Annotated in this window: 15 protein-coding genes and 1 riboswitch; of the genes, 1 reads left to right on the top strand and 14 read right to left on the bottom strand. The window is 42.6% G+C overall.

The annotated features are described in order from the left end of the window. Window positions 1-6 precede the first annotated feature (6 nt). The 3 genes from AAH944_RS01665 to AAH944_RS01655 all read right to left on the bottom strand — a co-directional run bounded on the left by AAH944_RS01665 (window position 7) and on the right by AAH944_RS01655 (window position 5,723). Window positions 7-2,469, bottom strand: coding sequence for a phosphoadenosine phosphosulfate reductase family protein (locus AAH944_RS01665; protein WP_415535970.1), 2,463 nt, complete (start codon window positions 2,467-2,469; stop codon window positions 7-9). A 21-nt stretch (window positions 2,470-2,490) separates the two neighbouring features. Then, a complete protein-coding gene (locus AAH944_RS01660; RefSeq protein ID WP_415535968.1) occupies window positions 2,491-4,698 on the bottom strand; it encodes a hypothetical protein in 2,208 nt (735 codons plus the stop codon). Window positions 4,699-5,300: 602 nt separating this feature from the next. After that, window positions 5,301-5,723: a sigma factor-like helix-turn-helix DNA-binding protein gene (locus tag AAH944_RS01655; RefSeq protein ID WP_415535966.1), complete on the bottom strand. Its 423-nt coding sequence runs from the start codon at window positions 5,721-5,723 to the stop codon at window positions 5,301-5,303. Between the two features lie 547 nt (window positions 5,724-6,270). Between AAH944_RS01655 and AAH944_RS01650 the strand changes: the two genes are divergently transcribed. Then, on the top strand, window positions 6,271-6,609 hold the full coding sequence (locus AAH944_RS01650; RefSeq protein WP_415535964.1) for a helix-turn-helix transcriptional regulator: 339 nt from the start codon (window positions 6,271-6,273) through the stop codon (window positions 6,607-6,609). 99 nt (window positions 6,610-6,708) lie between these two features. Continuing rightward, a riboswitch (cyclic di-GMP riboswitch) is annotated at window positions 6,709-6,797 on the bottom strand. Window positions 6,798-7,050: 253 nt separating this feature from the next. Here AAH944_RS01650 and AAH944_RS01645 read toward each other — a convergent pair. The 11 genes from AAH944_RS01645 to AAH944_RS01595 form a co-directional block, all read right to left on the bottom strand. Continuing rightward, a complete protein-coding gene (locus tag AAH944_RS01645; protein ID WP_415535962.1) occupies window positions 7,051-8,031 on the bottom strand; it encodes a radical SAM protein in 981 nt (326 codons plus the stop codon). Window positions 8,032-8,140: 109 nt separating this feature from the next. Next, a complete protein-coding gene (locus AAH944_RS01640; RefSeq protein ID WP_415535960.1) occupies window positions 8,141-8,908 on the bottom strand; it encodes a hypothetical protein in 768 nt (255 codons plus the stop codon). A gap of 1 nt (window position 8,909) precedes the next feature. After that, complete coding sequence (locus tag AAH944_RS01635) at window positions 8,910-10,103, bottom strand: U32 family peptidase (protein ID WP_415535958.1); 1,194 nt, start codon at window positions 10,101-10,103, stop codon at window positions 8,910-8,912. A 16-nt stretch (window positions 10,104-10,119) separates the two neighbouring features. Then, window positions 10,120-11,580 (bottom strand): radical SAM protein, encoded by a 1,461-nt coding sequence (locus tag AAH944_RS01630; protein ID WP_415535956.1) that lies wholly within the window; start codon window positions 11,578-11,580, stop codon window positions 10,120-10,122. Between the two features lie 11 nt (window positions 11,581-11,591). After that, window positions 11,592-12,419 carry a hypothetical protein gene (locus AAH944_RS01625; RefSeq protein ID WP_415535954.1) on the bottom strand — a complete coding sequence of 276 codons (828 nt, stop codon included), beginning with the start codon at window positions 12,417-12,419 and terminating at the stop codon, window positions 11,592-11,594. Beyond that, window positions 12,400-12,666, bottom strand: a complete 267-nt coding sequence (locus AAH944_RS01620; RefSeq protein ID WP_415535953.1) for a hypothetical protein — start codon at window positions 12,664-12,666, stop codon at window positions 12,400-12,402. Before AAH944_RS01620 ends, AAH944_RS01625 begins: the two co-directional genes overlap by 20 nt. Window positions 12,667-12,708: 42 nt before the next feature. Next, the gene (locus AAH944_RS01615) at window positions 12,709-13,224 is read right to left on the bottom strand and encodes a prepilin peptidase (RefSeq protein ID WP_415535951.1); all 516 of its coding nucleotides are present in this window, start codon (window positions 13,222-13,224) and stop codon (window positions 12,709-12,711) included. A gap of 26 nt (window positions 13,225-13,250) precedes the next feature. Continuing rightward, window positions 13,251-13,775 carry a TadE/TadG family type IV pilus assembly protein gene (locus tag AAH944_RS01610; RefSeq protein ID WP_415535949.1) on the bottom strand — a complete coding sequence of 175 codons (525 nt, stop codon included), beginning with the start codon at window positions 13,773-13,775 and terminating at the stop codon, window positions 13,251-13,253. Between the two features lie 11 nt (window positions 13,776-13,786). Next, complete coding sequence (locus AAH944_RS01605; protein ID WP_415535947.1) at window positions 13,787-14,197, bottom strand: TadE/TadG family type IV pilus assembly protein; 411 nt, start codon at window positions 14,195-14,197, stop codon at window positions 13,787-13,789. A gap of 101 nt (window positions 14,198-14,298) precedes the next feature. Then, window positions 14,299-14,475 carry a hypothetical protein gene (locus AAH944_RS01600; RefSeq protein WP_287896734.1) on the bottom strand — a complete coding sequence of 59 codons (177 nt, stop codon included), beginning with the start codon at window positions 14,473-14,475 and terminating at the stop codon, window positions 14,299-14,301. 19 nt (window positions 14,476-14,494) lie between these two features. Beyond that, entirely contained in the window at window positions 14,495-14,674 is a 180-nt protein-coding gene (locus tag AAH944_RS01595) for a hypothetical protein (RefSeq protein WP_415535945.1), read from the bottom strand.

The following is a 14,674-nucleotide window of genomic DNA, read 5'->3' as shown; positions in this document are numbered from 1 at the left end:
GCCCTCCTAAAACAATTCGAGAACATCTTCTGATGTTTTGTCATCTTTAAGCGAGATTTTATCGAGATCATTAGTGAAAGTTGCGTTGATGAATTCGGGGTATTTGCCAGACAAACCAAGCAGCAGTGGTATCATCGCCTCGCGGTCAAGCCCAAAAATTCTGGTGGGTGAAACCCCGTCACGTTCGATATTATCAGAGAGTAAAGCATTCAGCGTGAATTCCTTATAGTCGTTGCACTTCTCAGCAAATTTGTAGAGAGCGTAGAGGATAACGCGGGGGTCGCTAAGCGAGCAAACCGTCCTTGCTAAGTCGCCGTCGTCGGAAACATAGCCGAAGTTAAGCTTTGTACCAAGAGGTGTTTCGGTTAGCCGCTTATATGCCTTCGCAACGGAACGTGCTGCTTTTTCTTTCATATCGAGAGCAAGAAGCATGTCTTCTACTGTTTTACGTTCGTAAAGTCGTCCTATATCAAGGTTAGCAACATACCAGTCGATTTGTGGATTCTCATAAACAAGGTTTGTGAAAATTATCCCCATAGAAGTGTCGCTATCCCAGCCAATTTCGGATAAGAGCTCAGCAAGCGGTAAACAATGATTTTTGTCTTGTAGGCCTGCATCTTTGAGAAAACGCCTAAAGCATTTTACTTGATTCGGGCCTAAGTCATTAGAAACAAAGAAATCGTCTTTGTCCTTGAAAAACGATGCAAGCCAAGAAGTCATTGGCGCATGGTCGTCGAAGCAATTAATTGTTTTCATAGTTTTCTCCTCCTGCGGTATTTTACGGCTTTCGTACATCAAACAACCGCTATTTATTTGGTGGCAGTCATGAATACCGTCAAACTCAAAGTTTTCACAAATGTTTGTTTTTTCACGTTTGCATTTGTTTATATTTTTGCAGTGAATGCAGTTATGACATTGAATACAATCCTTTATGTTTATCTTACCATTTTCAAACGTTATACAACCATTCTTGCAGTTTGTCTCACAAACTTTGCATCCAATACAGTACGCCGCTTTACGAAATACTTGTCGAAATAATTTGCCATATGCAGGGCTCGCCTTCATTTCAGCTTCTGATATTGCAATTTTGTATCCATCTTTCACTTCAGTAACTTTATATCTAATTTTGCTGTCATCAATTGTTTTTATCCATTCACGCCAATCTGAAGCGGGGTTAGTAATTGTTATTGTAATTGTTCCGTTTTTGCATGTTTCGGAATATCGAAGGGTATTTCCAGTTATTCCGCGACCACTACGCCTATTATCCCATCCACCATTTGTAACATAAGTTTCAAGGTTTTTCTTCCCTAAATCCCAGTTATTCATCCTACATATGATGTCAATATACTGATCAACCTCGACCTTGTAATTCTGCCGTCTAATGTAGTCGGAAATACCACCCGACATCGGGCAGAACAAGCATCCAGCTCTCCCGTTTCCTTTTTTATAGGCTTCGTTGATAATCAAATCGTGTGCGTATATATAAAGCCACACTTCAGCAGAAGTCCATTCGAGTATCGAATTATGGCTGTATTGTCCTTTTTGTTTCTTACCATAGTTTTCATATTCGTATTCAGAGCGTGCAATGCTCTCTTGAGCACGGACACCTACATAATCAAGCCCGACATAATTTTGTTTGCCCGTAACTTCCCTCAGTATCAATGTCTGTGGCGTGGACTTATGTACGGAACAGCACCAACGCAACACCCTGGACGGTGGAGCGAACAAGTCCCAGCTTTCGGCTGGTGAAAAATGCGAACTTGCGCGATAGAACTTCACACTGTCTTTCTTGCACTGTGCCTCAACTTTGTCGATAACGGCGTATGTGTCAGGAAACTCCATGCCCGTGTCTCCGAACACCACAACAAAGCTGTCCTGCGGTAGTACGCTCTTAACCAGATCTAACAGCACACAGCTGTCTTTGCCACCGCTAAACGCAACATGGAAGATGTCGAGCTTGCCAGCATATTTTTCGTATACATCGAGAATCTTCTTAGCGGTAGTTTCTTCAAGCCATCCGAGAATCTCTCGATTGTCATCAATCATTGCTGTTATATCAACGGGCCGGAGTTTCCCGCCCGGTTCTGGTAAATCAAGTGCGAAGAGGTTTCCTTTCTTGTCGGTGAATGATTCCCCTTTGTCTTCGGGGTTCTCGCAGACGGTTTTTGAGGTTGCTTTGCCGTTTGGCGTTTCCCTCCAATCGGGGCAAGTGTAGGCAAGCTGAACAACAGGTGCGTGGTAAACGTCGCCGCCCAAAAGCGAGGCAACAAGCCGCCCACGATAGTAGTAGCGGTTCGCCTCTGCCCACATACAGGGGGCATCGGTCTGCTGGTCGTATTTCCAGTATTTATCAAACCCAAGCAAGTTTAGCTCAGGAGCATAGACTGGGCGTGGCTCTTTCGAAAAAACTGCCGGGGTGGAATTAAGTACCAATCCGCCCGTTCTTGCCGAGTATGTGTAAGAGTACATCGCTTAATTCATCCCCCTTTACTATTTATTTCTTATGGCTTTCGCCTGATTGATAAGTTCTGTAACCTTGGTATACCGCCGTACTGAAATATATCCATTTTCTACCAGGAAGTTCAGTACGGGTTGCGCAACCAGTGAAACGTCCGATTTCGCAACTGCATCCGCCATTATGTCGGCATATGACAAGCGACTCTTTTTACGGACGATAGCTCCCGCATTCTTGCTGTTGACCGACAAGCACTCAAATCGAAAGTTGTCTGAAAAGCGACGGCAGTAACTCTCAAGTATGAACAAGTTCCAAGCCTGTCCGCAATGTGGGAGCATAGCGAATGTGGTCACCGATTGAAGAGGGATGTATTCACCACCCTGTAGGAAGTATTCTATCGCCATGTCGATTGCTGCCTTGTCAAAATGAATATATCGTTCGGCAACATAGGCATTTTCGTCTGTTCGCACTAAAACATCGTATCCCGCTTGCATAGGAATCCAGCGATGACATTCGCCAGTTAAGTCGCGCTCGAAATTCAGCAGGTTGTCAAGCGTGCAGCGGTCAAGCGTTTTGCAGTGTTCTTTTATGATGTGCAGAGCGTCGATATTGTCGCCTTTGCGGGTTATAATCTTTCCGTTCTTGGCATACTTGTCCGCAAGACATATAAAGTAAACAGCGTTATGAATTGCTGTAATGGATAGCTCATAATTGCGGTCAAAAATCTCGCCGAGTGATACATCAGATATTGATGCGTAGCCATGGATGCGGATCTCGGATTCGATGTAATGCGCAATTTCACGTTTCTCATGCTCAGCAATGTCAACTTTGCTGATATGAGTGAATTCGCCCTTGGCATTCCAAATAAAGTCGTTGGTTTGCCCGAGATGCTGCTCTATTCGAAACTGTGGTATGTATGTCAGACGTTCGGCAAGAATCTCATAGGTTAGAAGAATGTCATCACCCCATACCCGCAGGATTTCGTTTTGGAGAACATTGTATACCGAATCGTTAATCTGTCCAAAGAAGGTTTGAGTAAAGCTAAAATTTCTAAAGTCCGCGCGAAGTACTTCAATCAACATTTCCTCCGATACAATGCTTGCCTCAAAGAGCCACGATTCATGCCTGGCGTAGAACTCTGCGTAAAATATTGCCGCCGCACCGCACCGAAAGTAGTCTTTGGCTAACTGATAGATATGTTCTTTTGTGTCTTTCGAAATGACATAAATCTTGCCGGCAAACTCTGTTCCTTGCGCCCTAACATAACTAACAATGTCATTATCATCAAGCATTACTTCTTTGCCAAGTCGTTCTTTTGTAAATCTCCGTAAACGGCCGATTTCGATTCCGTTCGAATAGCGGAAACCATTTGTGAATTTCTCCGCAAGCACTTGGTTAATAGCCGCGCTTGTGTCATTGTCGATACTGACTGCATTAACAAATGAAATTTGACGATTATCCGTTACGAGTTTCCTATCTTCCGTTTCTACAATAGGAACGACGGAAGTGACATCGTGATATTCCAAGTATCTCAAGTAGCAACCCATGCCTGCAGAGAACATTCCGGACATGCTACTGTTGACCTGATTATAGTTTGGTGCGGCTTTAAAAATATCCCAATTTACATTTAATTCATCGGGTGTACGGCAAGTAAAAACGTTCCTGTCATTGCCTGCAACAGAGATTTCAAGTTTAGCGGGAGCGGTGCGAAGTGCGCGCATATACTGTCGCACCACATTTTCTAAATATAAAGTACCATTAGCGTTCGGTTGTGTAACCAGCCAAGCCACTACATCATCGGGGGTTATATCTTTCTGCGTAGAGTGTTCAGTCACAATAGCAGGTTCCGCCCCTTTGTCCTCAGTAACGGTGGCAACATCCTTCTTATGGGCAACTAGCTTCTCTTTCAGAAAACGTAAATATAACTGCCCGCCAACGACGAACACCTTATATGTGTTTCGGTCGGTAACGCGGAGCAACTTTACTCCTAAGAGTCTATTATACATAGTTTGAAACGCGCTAAACTGCGTGTATCCCCAAATACTGATGGAACTAATCTTTTTTCGGACGGCATATTCCGAAATTCTGTCCAAACAGGACAAAACAACTTCTGGGGAATACTTCTCTGTATTGCCGTCATTAATCCAGTTTTCAAACGCTTCTCTCATATTCGAAATGGATGCCAAGGAAACCTGTTCATCAGCAGGATTCACGGCAACATTCATGAGGTCTAATTCAGCCACTCCTTGGACTCCTCCTTCATTCTAATTCTTTAATTCTTTGCCCGGAGCACTCGAGCGTATCCATACATCAATCTCGGTAATCTTGAATGTGAAAAAGTCATTGTAATTAGCCGGATAGGGACAATAGGATCACATTATTCTCTTTGAATGCATACCAGTTATCTCCCAACTTCTTGTGGGATAATACTATTACAGACTAATCTATTTTTATTAATACTTAACAACCGCTATTGTACTAAACGCCTTCAACAAACCAACACTATCTGCTAAGTTCTTCTTGAATACATTTTCCCATTTCACTCCCAGTAATTTCAATATATAAGAAGACAACAATTGCTAAAATTCTCCATACTATGAAGAATTCCTTTAAATAATGATAATATTATTAAGCTCTATAATTCAAGCAACATTATTTTCAAATTCAATCACCTAAATCAATTCATATTCTTGCATTCGCACACAAAAATAACCCCCAGAGAAAAACCCTGGAGGTCTTGATATCATTGGAGCCGATGGCCGGAATCGCACCAACGACCTGTTAGATTCAGTTAAGGGCTAGAGCAAGTCACTCTATCAACAGCCTTTAGAAATTTGTAATCCCTTTATAAATTGCTTTTTAAAAATTTTTCAATATTTTTCAGCGCCTGATTTATGGAATGAGCTACTCTGCTTTTTCCAACCCTTTCAGTTCTGGCAATTTGTGTTATGCTCATATTCAGGAAGAAGTGAGCATAAAGTCGCTTCGCCTGTTTTTCCGGCAAGTTGTTTATAGCAGCATACAACTCCTGATTGCTCATTTTTCTTTCATAGATTTCCTCCGGAGATAAAACCAGTAAGATTACATCCTTTTCAATACCGTCGTCAGCATTAAGAGAATAATACGCCCTGTGTACACGCCTGCGTTCATGGTCAGCATGGTCCTTTCGGTTAAACTGTTTGAATTGATCCGCAACATCCTCAGTCACTTCAACAAAAAAATCAGATATATTAACAGGGTAGTAATCCCGCAAATTGATCCTTTTCATATAAACCTCCGTTTTGATTTTTTTGAAAAACCAAAACAGAGGGTGGTGAGCGGCAATCGACAAAAAATTTTCTTTTACGGCAAAAAACGCCCCATTGGATACAGTCCAAATAAGCATTTATGAGTTTTCGGATCTTATTATTAGGTTCTGATAGTTCTATATATCGGTGAAACTTTCCCCTTGCGCAGAGTAAGCTTTTTTTAACAATTCGTTATTGATGATGAGGCAAAAACAAATAATGATATCTGCTTCATCACGCCAAACCGCTAATCATTAATAGCGGTTTCCTTTTTGCAGCATACTGATTTGGCATAAAAAATACCCCGCTGAGCGTGAATTCAGGGGGGTACCGATAATTAGGCATGAAAACATCCCCGCCAAAGTCACGTTTTTTTTATTAGCGGGTAAGCTCAACCTATTTACTTGTGCGCAATCCATTAATATGACCTCTAAATATAATGTGTTCTGTCAGTTCCTGTATATATAGATGCACTATCTCGTTTTCTCATCTAAATAGGAACTGTAAACTGTTATTGGAGGTGAACTAATGGATCACAATGATTTTGACAGATTGGGCGGCATTATTAAAGCTGCCCGCAAAGCGAAAAGACTTACACGGGACCAGTTATCGGAACGGATACACATAACGCCACGTTACCTCATGTCCATTGAAAATGAGAATCAAAAACCCAGCTACACCATCCTTTTTCAGCTCATCCGGGAACTAGAGATATCCGCGGATACGATCTTTTTCCCTGAAAATAAATGCACGAATCCTGAAAGAGAACAATTAGTCCGGCTGCTTAGTTTTTGTGATGAGCGTGACCTTAGAATTGTGACAGCTACGGTGAAAGCTCTGTTAGGATCTAAGCAGCACAAGTACTAATACCATTGACTACTGTTTTCTTTCACAAACAGATTCTTCCTTATCGTCCTAATAAACAAAAAACAGCCACATAAAAGGGCTGGTTAAGCAATAAGCCTCCACGGCAGCCTGGCTGTCATAGCACTTAAGAATGCCTTAGACCCGCGGCTTTGCGTCCCTGCCTTTCAACAGGTTTGCCCTTTTCGTTAATAATTTAGTTTTTACAACAAGTGAAGTACAAAAAACGTAGCATTACTCAAAAAACATATTTATGATATAGTTTAACCTCCATCGTCATATTTAGGTAATATTTTCTAATTTTAGTTAATTATAACATATATGATTTATTGATGCTTGCCATATCAGAAAAACAAATCATTTCCAGACTATCTGTGGATATTTATATACAAGAATATTGAAAAGCAAGTACTGGTATTTTTTCCACGCTAACCGCCAGGAAAGCTATTCGGCATAGCATGCAGATAACTTTCCCCTGACACTATACCCCAAACAACCTCCAATACATTTCTCTTCTTCCCAAAACCTGCATCCGGAACATTCCATAAACGGAGGATGGCTATATCTTTTACTGTCAATCTCACGCAGAAAATAATCATTCACATCTTGAACGGTATTAAAGTCTTTTATATTTACGCTTAGATAATCTTCAAAAACGAAACACCGGGCGACGCTCAAGTCGGGCCTTATATCCATAACCGGCGAACAGATTCCCTTGTGAATCAGATCAAAACCCGAGTAGATGAAATTCACAAGCTGCTCGTTGGAAAAGATGCACTTGGGCGGATTATTGCAATCAACATGAGGAGAAATCCCATTTCTATGGCAATCGTCTAAAAAGTCAACTAATCCGGGCACATAACTTTCATAATGTTCAAGACTGCCCTTCTGGTTATTATCCGAGGGTACGGTAATGCTGTACCTGATGGTCTTTAATTTTAGTCTCTTGCTTTGCTCAATAATATATTGATATTGAAAGTCCGGCTCAAATATATTAATGCCGAGCGTAACCTGGGGTTCGATATTCTTTCTGCGATATTCGAATACCAGGTTTTCTACATTATCTATTGTCCTATTATATAGATGCTCACCGATTACATCCGGCCCATTTAAATTAATCAAGAAGGAAACCTTATTATCCGCAATGGATCGGCTCAAGGCATGATCTAAAGCAATGGCATTGGTGAAAATCTGGATTCTCCGGAAAAATGGATCATCTATTCCTTGATTCACCCACTTTTCAAAGTTCGGATGCAGTGTCGGCTCCCCCCCGAGCAGCCTTAAATCAACATGTGCCGACTTCTTAAAGAAATCGATTATATAGCCATAATTATCATCGGAAATATCGGCCTTGTTCTTGGGATCACAGTTGGCAAAGCAATAGGAACATTTTAAGTTGCAGTAATTATTTAACATAATATTCATAGGAACCTCCATTCCACCGCGTCACTGGCGGCACATATCGCAATTTTGAAGGAGAAGGGGATATCTTTATAACATTTGGACAGCAAAAAGAATAGCAATGAAGCCTTATCTAGCGGGTAATGACATTTTGAAAGTGTTTTACGTTTGTAATGGCGACAGCATTGCTCGATCCGGAATTATTGCTGGCAGTAACATAAAAAGTTATCGGCTGGACAGTTGTCCCGGCGGGAATCGCAAAAGATCCCACCCATGTATTTCCTCCGGTATTTGTAAAAGCAATTACTGTTGAATTTAAGGAATTGGTCGCGGTGACGGAAGTGGTGTTCCCCGTCGTTGTTGCTGTAATCTGGATTGTGGTGTTAGGGAAGGCGACGGCCTGTACACTTGCTACAACCGAGGGGGGCGGTGTCCAGTTATTCCAATCGCTGTAATTGGAATAATTGCTGTAAGCGCCCCAATCGCCATAGTTGCTATAGTTGCTGTAATTAGAATAAGCAGTCCAGTTCGAATATTGGCTCCATGTTTCGGTATGGTTTTCCCATTGCGTATGGTTTTCCCAAACACCGGCATTCGAGTAATTGGCGTTCCAATTTACATAATTGCCGTAAGTGTTGTTGTAGACATCAGTATAAGCGCCATAATTTCCATAATTGGTCCATCCGGAGTTAGGCCAGGACCATTCCACCCAAGCAAAAGCCTTTTCGGGCTGCAAGGAAAACTTAAGGCCCAAAGCCTTGGAGTATTTGCCCTCCTTGGCTTTGGGCCCATCCGGATGATTGTTGTCAAGAACCAGGTCTTGGGTTATTGAAGCATGCAGGACGCTTAATGAAACAAAGGCAAACAGCAATTTTTTTAATCTGGAAAACGTTCTTGCCATATCATTCACCTACCGCACAGGACAATGGCTCCGCCTGCCCTTTCTCCGCAACATAATCCTCGATCTGTTCCGCTTTATAAAAACAATACTTGCATGTGACCCCGCACTGGGCGGCGCATTGCGGCTTTTTCTCCAGGAAATAATCAAGCTTGGGCAAAAACTCAAATATCTCCTTCATCTTCAGTGTTCCGTACGGATGGAAAACCTTGTTCATAAAACGTGAATTATAAGTATTATAGAATTCATTCAGCGCGTATTCCGGATCGGTAACGCCAAGCATATAGGCCTTTATCTTATTGACCAATTCCGGCTTGGGGTGATCCCTGCCAACCAGCTTGATGCTGTTAACCCCTGCTTTCTCATAGCAGGGGATTTCCCAAGGGTAAATAATCCTATTCAGCACCATTTGAATGGCCGGACTTTTAAAGGTAATCTGATCACAGATGAATTTAGGGAATTCCCGGAATAACGGGCTGCATTTATAGATGTTTTCCTGCCTGCCGAACAAGGCATAGTGAATATTCTTGGTCGGACAACAAAAGATGCAGCCTTCATCGGCCATCAATTCCAAACCAACATCAGGCAACAACGTTTTAAACGATTCGATAAAAGTAAAATCCTTATTGAGATCGGAAGCGGGAATGACAGTGGAGATTCCTAGATTTTCGCTGGCATACTTGGCCTGGTTGATTGACCGGATATCCATCATCGTTGAAGCGTTTACGGCCAATCCGCTGAATTCCTCTTTCAAAAAATCAGCAAGAAGCTGGCTCCCAACCGTAATACTTCGCACCCCGATCTCCACCAGATGCCCGACAAACTGCTTCAGCTGGGGAATGTTGACTTCAAAGTCATACAGGGAAATGGTTGAGATATTATTCATCAGATAAATGAACGCCATCCCGTTATCCGAAAGCATTTTTATATAAGGCCTTAAATCTTCCAGTATCCGGATTTTGCCGCTGTCTTCCTGCAAATTAACCGACCGGCCATGTTCATACCCTGATTTGGCGTAAGATGTAACAGGCAGACTGTTATATACGGAACGGATTTTATACTTCGCCTTATTCAGGCTGTTGAGCTTTATTAACTCCTGAATATACCCATAGTCAAATAATAAAGGAACTGAGTAGTACAGTTCCTGCGGCTGGTTCGGGGGCTCAAACTTTTGCTTTTTCTTAAAGATATTGATCATACCTATCAACCTCTCTTTAAATCGCGAGAAACTCCTTCAACTTGTTTTCCGCGTTGACAGGAGTTTCTATCCGTTTAATCGATTCTTCTAAAATATTTTTCATCATCTTGGCGCTCCGGAATTGATGCCTGAATAAAAAGTTCAAGAATCTTGGGTTATATTTCGGCATATCTTCATAATCAATCTCATTAATAACCCGTATGATATGGCTGATCACGTTCCGGTGGGTGTAGCAATTTTCAGGCTCCGGCTTATTCATGGTCAGATCATACTGGATATTGTCATTGTAGCAGCCGCTATGGCAGCTGTAGAAATAATCACAATCGCCGCAATGCTGCAGCATCCTCCGGGTTCCCTCGTACCATCTTATATGGTTGGGATGATTTAAGATATCCTCAACCGATTCCATCTCAAAAATATTCCCGAAAGACACGGCGGCGCTCTCCGGCCAGTCCCGGCCGCAATGATAAATCGTCCCGTCGGGCTGAGTTGAAAACCAGTAATCCTTTCCGGCGCAGTCCGTAAACGCGCAGGAACCACCGGCATCCAAGGCGGCCATCAAATATCGCTCGCAAAGATCCGAATCGGCCGGTCGATACGTATCTAAAATCCAATAGTCAAAGAATTTACAGATTTCCTCAGCAACCATTTTCCCGTCCAGGGTATAGGAATTCATATTTTTATGGGCCGCAAAGATGAGGTTCATCTTGCAGCCCAGGCCTAAGCGTTTAAAGTATTCGTAATCGTCAATTATGTGGTGGATATTATCTTTCGTAATGATCATGATGGCGCCGCCCAAGACCTCATTTTTATCCGCCGTGGCAATCGACCGCATCAACCTGTCGGTATTTTTCCGGGTCAAATGGTTTGTCAAGCCATCGAAACTGAAGCCCGGCCGGATGTTCCACTTCCTCAAAACAGCGGCGTTCTCATCATCAATCAGCGTTAAGTTGGATTGCATGCAAATATTGACTTTCTTAAATTGCTGCTTAATCAGGGCGTTTGCTTCATCATAAAATTCTTTTCCAATCAGTAAAGGTTCCCCGCCGTGCCAGATCCAAGTGCCGACATTCACATCTTTGAACACTTTCAAAATCTGTCTGACCACTTCCAGCGTGACTTTGTTCCCTTCCGCGTTAAGATCCTTGCGAAACATCACATCATAACAATACGGACAATGCAGGTTGCAGGCATGCGTCGTTTTTACGATCAAAGTAGTTTTATCGGGATACGTAATATTCTCCGCGCCAGCCATCTTTTTGAAATCGATATCGCTCTCAAAATACTCCTTATGCCTTTTTATTTGTTTGAGAGACATGGAAAACATCAAGTTCTTATTGCCGGCAATAATGTCCAGAATCTCCCCGGAACTCATGCCGGGCATGATTTCCTGGTAAACACAGCTGCGCAGTTCCCTTTCGTATTTGTTGTTGAATTTACGGAACTGATACAACTCATCTTTTGCTATTAAATTCATAAGCATGCCCCCTATATCTTCAGCTGGGTGTTTTCTTCAGAATCGACCTTCCAAACCCCGTTTACCTGCAGCAAAATAATTCTTTCCTCATATTTGCTTACCCAAAAGTTGCCGCCATTCTGCGCCGCATTGATGACGATGGTAAACTTCAGGAATGCCCCTTCCTGATTATTTAATTGGGGGATTTGATTAAAGCTTATATCCTCAAGGCATAAAGACTTCATCTGTCTAGTATCCTTGTTTTTGATGCTTTCCGATCTGAAATTCGGGAAAAATTTGTCCAACGAACTTTGGAAATTCGCCGTCGTGTAACCGCTTCCCGGCATTTGCGACATTGCTTCAAGCTTCTTATAATCGGTAGATTTAAACTCTACCAACCACCGGGCTGCCGCTTCATAAGCAGCTTTTTCTTTGTCTGTTTTGGTGGCATTATTTTGGACATAAACCTGCTGTCCCAAGCTGTACAAAGATAATCCGGAATTGGCGGGAAGGTTCTGCTCCGGCGCAGGCCCAGGTTCAGGTTTGCTTGGCGTAACCGGGTCAGGCTCGCTTGGCTGATTCGGTTCAATCTTTTGCTGGCTTTGGGGCTCGACACTGGGCTGGGCTTTTGTTTCGGTTTCGGCTTCGGTTTTGATTTCCGGCTGCGGAGCTTGCTCCGGTTCAGTCTCTTTAATCGGCTCAAGCTCTTTTTCCGGGCTTTGATTGTCTTTTTGAATCTGCGTCTCCTGCTGAGCCGGGGTATTTTGTACCGGCTCAGTCTTTTTGGGGCTGCATCCAAAAAGAAGCATGGACAAAACAAGAAGCAGAATGGAAAATGTTTTAACTCTTAACTTTAACATGGTCGTATCCTCCTTTCGGGCCTACCGGAACATCCTCATCACCTATTTTGATATAGGTTTGGGAAAGTGTTTTTTTCTCTGAGGGGTCGGCAGTTCTGCGCCGTTCGTCCATATTCATCTCCATTTCCTCCAGTTGAGACAATATGGCGAGCTTGATAAATCTTTCCCTGCTCATCCCAATCGAAGCGCTGAAGCCTTCCGTTCTTTGATTCAAATTGTCAGAAACATCCAATTCCCATTTAAACATATCCTTTTTCCTCCTAAAAAACAATGTTACTAAAAAAGAATGTTATGAAAACAAGAATGAAGTAAGTATATAGCATGAAGAGATCAACACAGCTCCTCCTCCGGGAAAGGGTCTGCTCTTGACGCCATTGGCAAAGGAATTATTGTTTTCTCCAATAGCGATTAATACTAGCGAATCTGTTTTTACATCATGAATCGTTCGGGATAAGCCTTTGACCCTTACAGTTTGAAAAAAGAAATAAAAGAAAGCTGAAAACATGAAGATAGCTGAGTTAAAGAAGAAGGCCCCGGGTGTTAAAAACAGGCTGAGAGCCAACAGCAATTTAACATCACCTCCCCTCATCGCCCCGTGGGAATAGACGAATAAGAGAATTAAGAAAAGGAAAAAGAAAGACAGCCAGTAACTTGCGGAATATGCTTTGGCGTATATAAGATAAAAAATTCCGAGAATTAAGCCCGGAATCGTCACCCAATTATATATTTTCCGCTTCCGCCAATCCGTCAGAACACAAATTGACAGCAGTATTAAAGGGATCAGCAATGCCAAATCCTTAACCATTTCCTGCATCATCCTTACATTTCAAATTATGGCGAGATTTTCAAAGCAGCGTCTTTGGCTACTTTGATCGTCCAATAAGGGGTTGAATTTACGATTTGGGTCAAGCCGCGCTTTACTCTGACTTCGATATAAACCACATAGGACGGCTCCGTGATAGCGTGACCGTCTATCGGGCTTAACGCCGGCAAAACATCGGAATTATAGGTTTTATAATATAGCGTTGCTTTATTGACATATATAACCGGCGAGCCAGGAAGGGGATTCAGACTATTGTCTAATGATAGATTTTTCTTTACCATCTCCAGAAAAACAACGTCCGCTTGCACTGGGTCTATTTCTAAAACCCCTTGGTTTAATTTGGCCTGGTCGGTTTGCTGGCTGGCCGCTAAAGCGGCGAATTTTACACTATCCGTTATTCCCCGTTTAATGTTTATGGCGTGGTAGTAGTCCGTCCCCCAGCCAATAAGGGCAAGAGAAATACTCAGAAAAATCAGCAGTTCAATTAGAGATGAACCCCGGTCGTCTCTGATTATTTTAAATAGCTTCTTCATAAACACCTCATTTAAGGCAAATATTGACTCATGATCGTTTTGGTTACCGTAACCGTTTCCGATTTGGCAACCGGACGACCGCCTGACCAATCGGTAAATTGTCTGGGCCCGGTTATGGAAATGGTTATATATTGTCCGTAAGCAACGCGGCTTGCCTCACTGCCCGATCCGGTGATCGTGAATAAACCGGTATCGACACCGGTGTGTTTCAGCTGATCTTTAATTAGATTCCGGACCTCTGTCGTGGTTCCTCCGACAACTGCAGCCCTTTCCAACCCGAGATTCACGGCATTAACCATGGAGCCCTGCAGGTTATTAAGGAAAAACATCGATATGAAGGTGAAAAATATCACCAGCCATAAGGCAAAGACGATTAGGAATTCAATCAAGGTGGAGCCCCGTTCATTATTGGGGTTTCTCATTGGTTTTTTTCGTAATTTCAGCATAATTTCAAGTGGATAGCACACGTCTGAACGCATGCTATCCGCCCTCTCCCTTCCTCCTCACGGTGAGGATACTTTCATTAAGGAGTCGTGATATTGGTTATACTGGTATTCATATCCGTCAATTTGCCCCTGATTGTAACAAACAGCACTGATACGGCTGCTACTGTAGCCAGAACACCGCCGAAGATCCAAATAATATTTTGAACGAGATCTCCGCCTTCATCTTGATAAAGGTTTTTCAAAATTTTTCCCATAAAAAAATAACCCCCCTTCTTAATTCAATTTGCTCATTCCGGCTGAGTCATTGGCAATTTTAGCGGTTATTGTATTGTAAAGAATCACCGCAATGCCTACTGTTGCCAGAATGCCCCCCAACAGCAAGACGATATTTTGAACCAGATCCCCCCTTTCATCACGCAGCAATGCTGCCAGACTGCAGGCAATTTTTTTCAC

It is taken from the genome of Dehalobacter sp. CP, assembly GCF_047652685.1.
Lineage (GTDB): Bacteria > Bacillota > Desulfitobacteriia > Desulfitobacteriales > Syntrophobotulaceae > Dehalobacter.
Note: the sequence above shows the minus strand (reverse complement) of the source record. Positions and strands in the feature narration are given on the sequence as shown.

Excerpts from the sequence above, each read along its gene's own strand:
- AAH944_RS01665 (WP_415535970.1), bottom strand. The coding sequence starts at position 2,469 with ATGTACTCTTACACATACTCGGCAAGAACGGGCGGATTGGTACTTAAT.
- AAH944_RS01655 (WP_415535966.1), bottom strand. The coding sequence starts at position 5,723 with ATGAAAAGGATCAATTTGCGGGATTACTACCCTGTTAATATATCTGAT.
- AAH944_RS01650 (WP_415535964.1), top strand. The coding sequence starts at position 6,271 with ATGGATCACAATGATTTTGACAGATTGGGCGGCATTATTAAAGCTGCC.
- AAH944_RS01645 (WP_415535962.1), bottom strand. The coding sequence starts at position 8,031 with ATGAATATTATGTTAAATAATTACTGCAACTTAAAATGTTCCTATTGC.
- AAH944_RS01640 (WP_415535960.1), bottom strand. The coding sequence starts at position 8,908 with ATGGCAAGAACGTTTTCCAGATTAAAAAAATTGCTGTTTGCCTTTGTT.
- AAH944_RS01635 (WP_415535958.1), bottom strand. The coding sequence starts at position 10,103 with ATGATCAATATCTTTAAGAAAAAGCAAAAGTTTGAGCCCCCGAACCAG.
- AAH944_RS01630 (WP_415535956.1), bottom strand. The coding sequence starts at position 11,580 with ATGAATTTAATAGCAAAAGATGAGTTGTATCAGTTCCGTAAATTCAAC.
- AAH944_RS01625 (WP_415535954.1), bottom strand. The coding sequence starts at position 12,419 with ATGTTAAAGTTAAGAGTTAAAACATTTTCCATTCTGCTTCTTGTTTTG.
- AAH944_RS01620 (WP_415535953.1), bottom strand. The coding sequence starts at position 12,666 with ATGTTTAAATGGGAATTGGATGTTTCTGACAATTTGAATCAAAGAACG.
- AAH944_RS01615 (WP_415535951.1), bottom strand. The coding sequence starts at position 13,224 with ATGGTTAAGGATTTGGCATTGCTGATCCCTTTAATACTGCTGTCAATT.
- AAH944_RS01610 (WP_415535949.1), bottom strand. The coding sequence starts at position 13,775 with ATGAAGAAGCTATTTAAAATAATCAGAGACGACCGGGGTTCATCTCTA.
- AAH944_RS01605 (WP_415535947.1), bottom strand. The coding sequence starts at position 14,197 with ATGAGAAACCCCAATAATGAACGGGGCTCCACCTTGATTGAATTCCTA.
- AAH944_RS01600 (WP_287896734.1), bottom strand. The coding sequence starts at position 14,475 with ATGGGAAAAATTTTGAAAAACCTTTATCAAGATGAAGGCGGAGATCTC.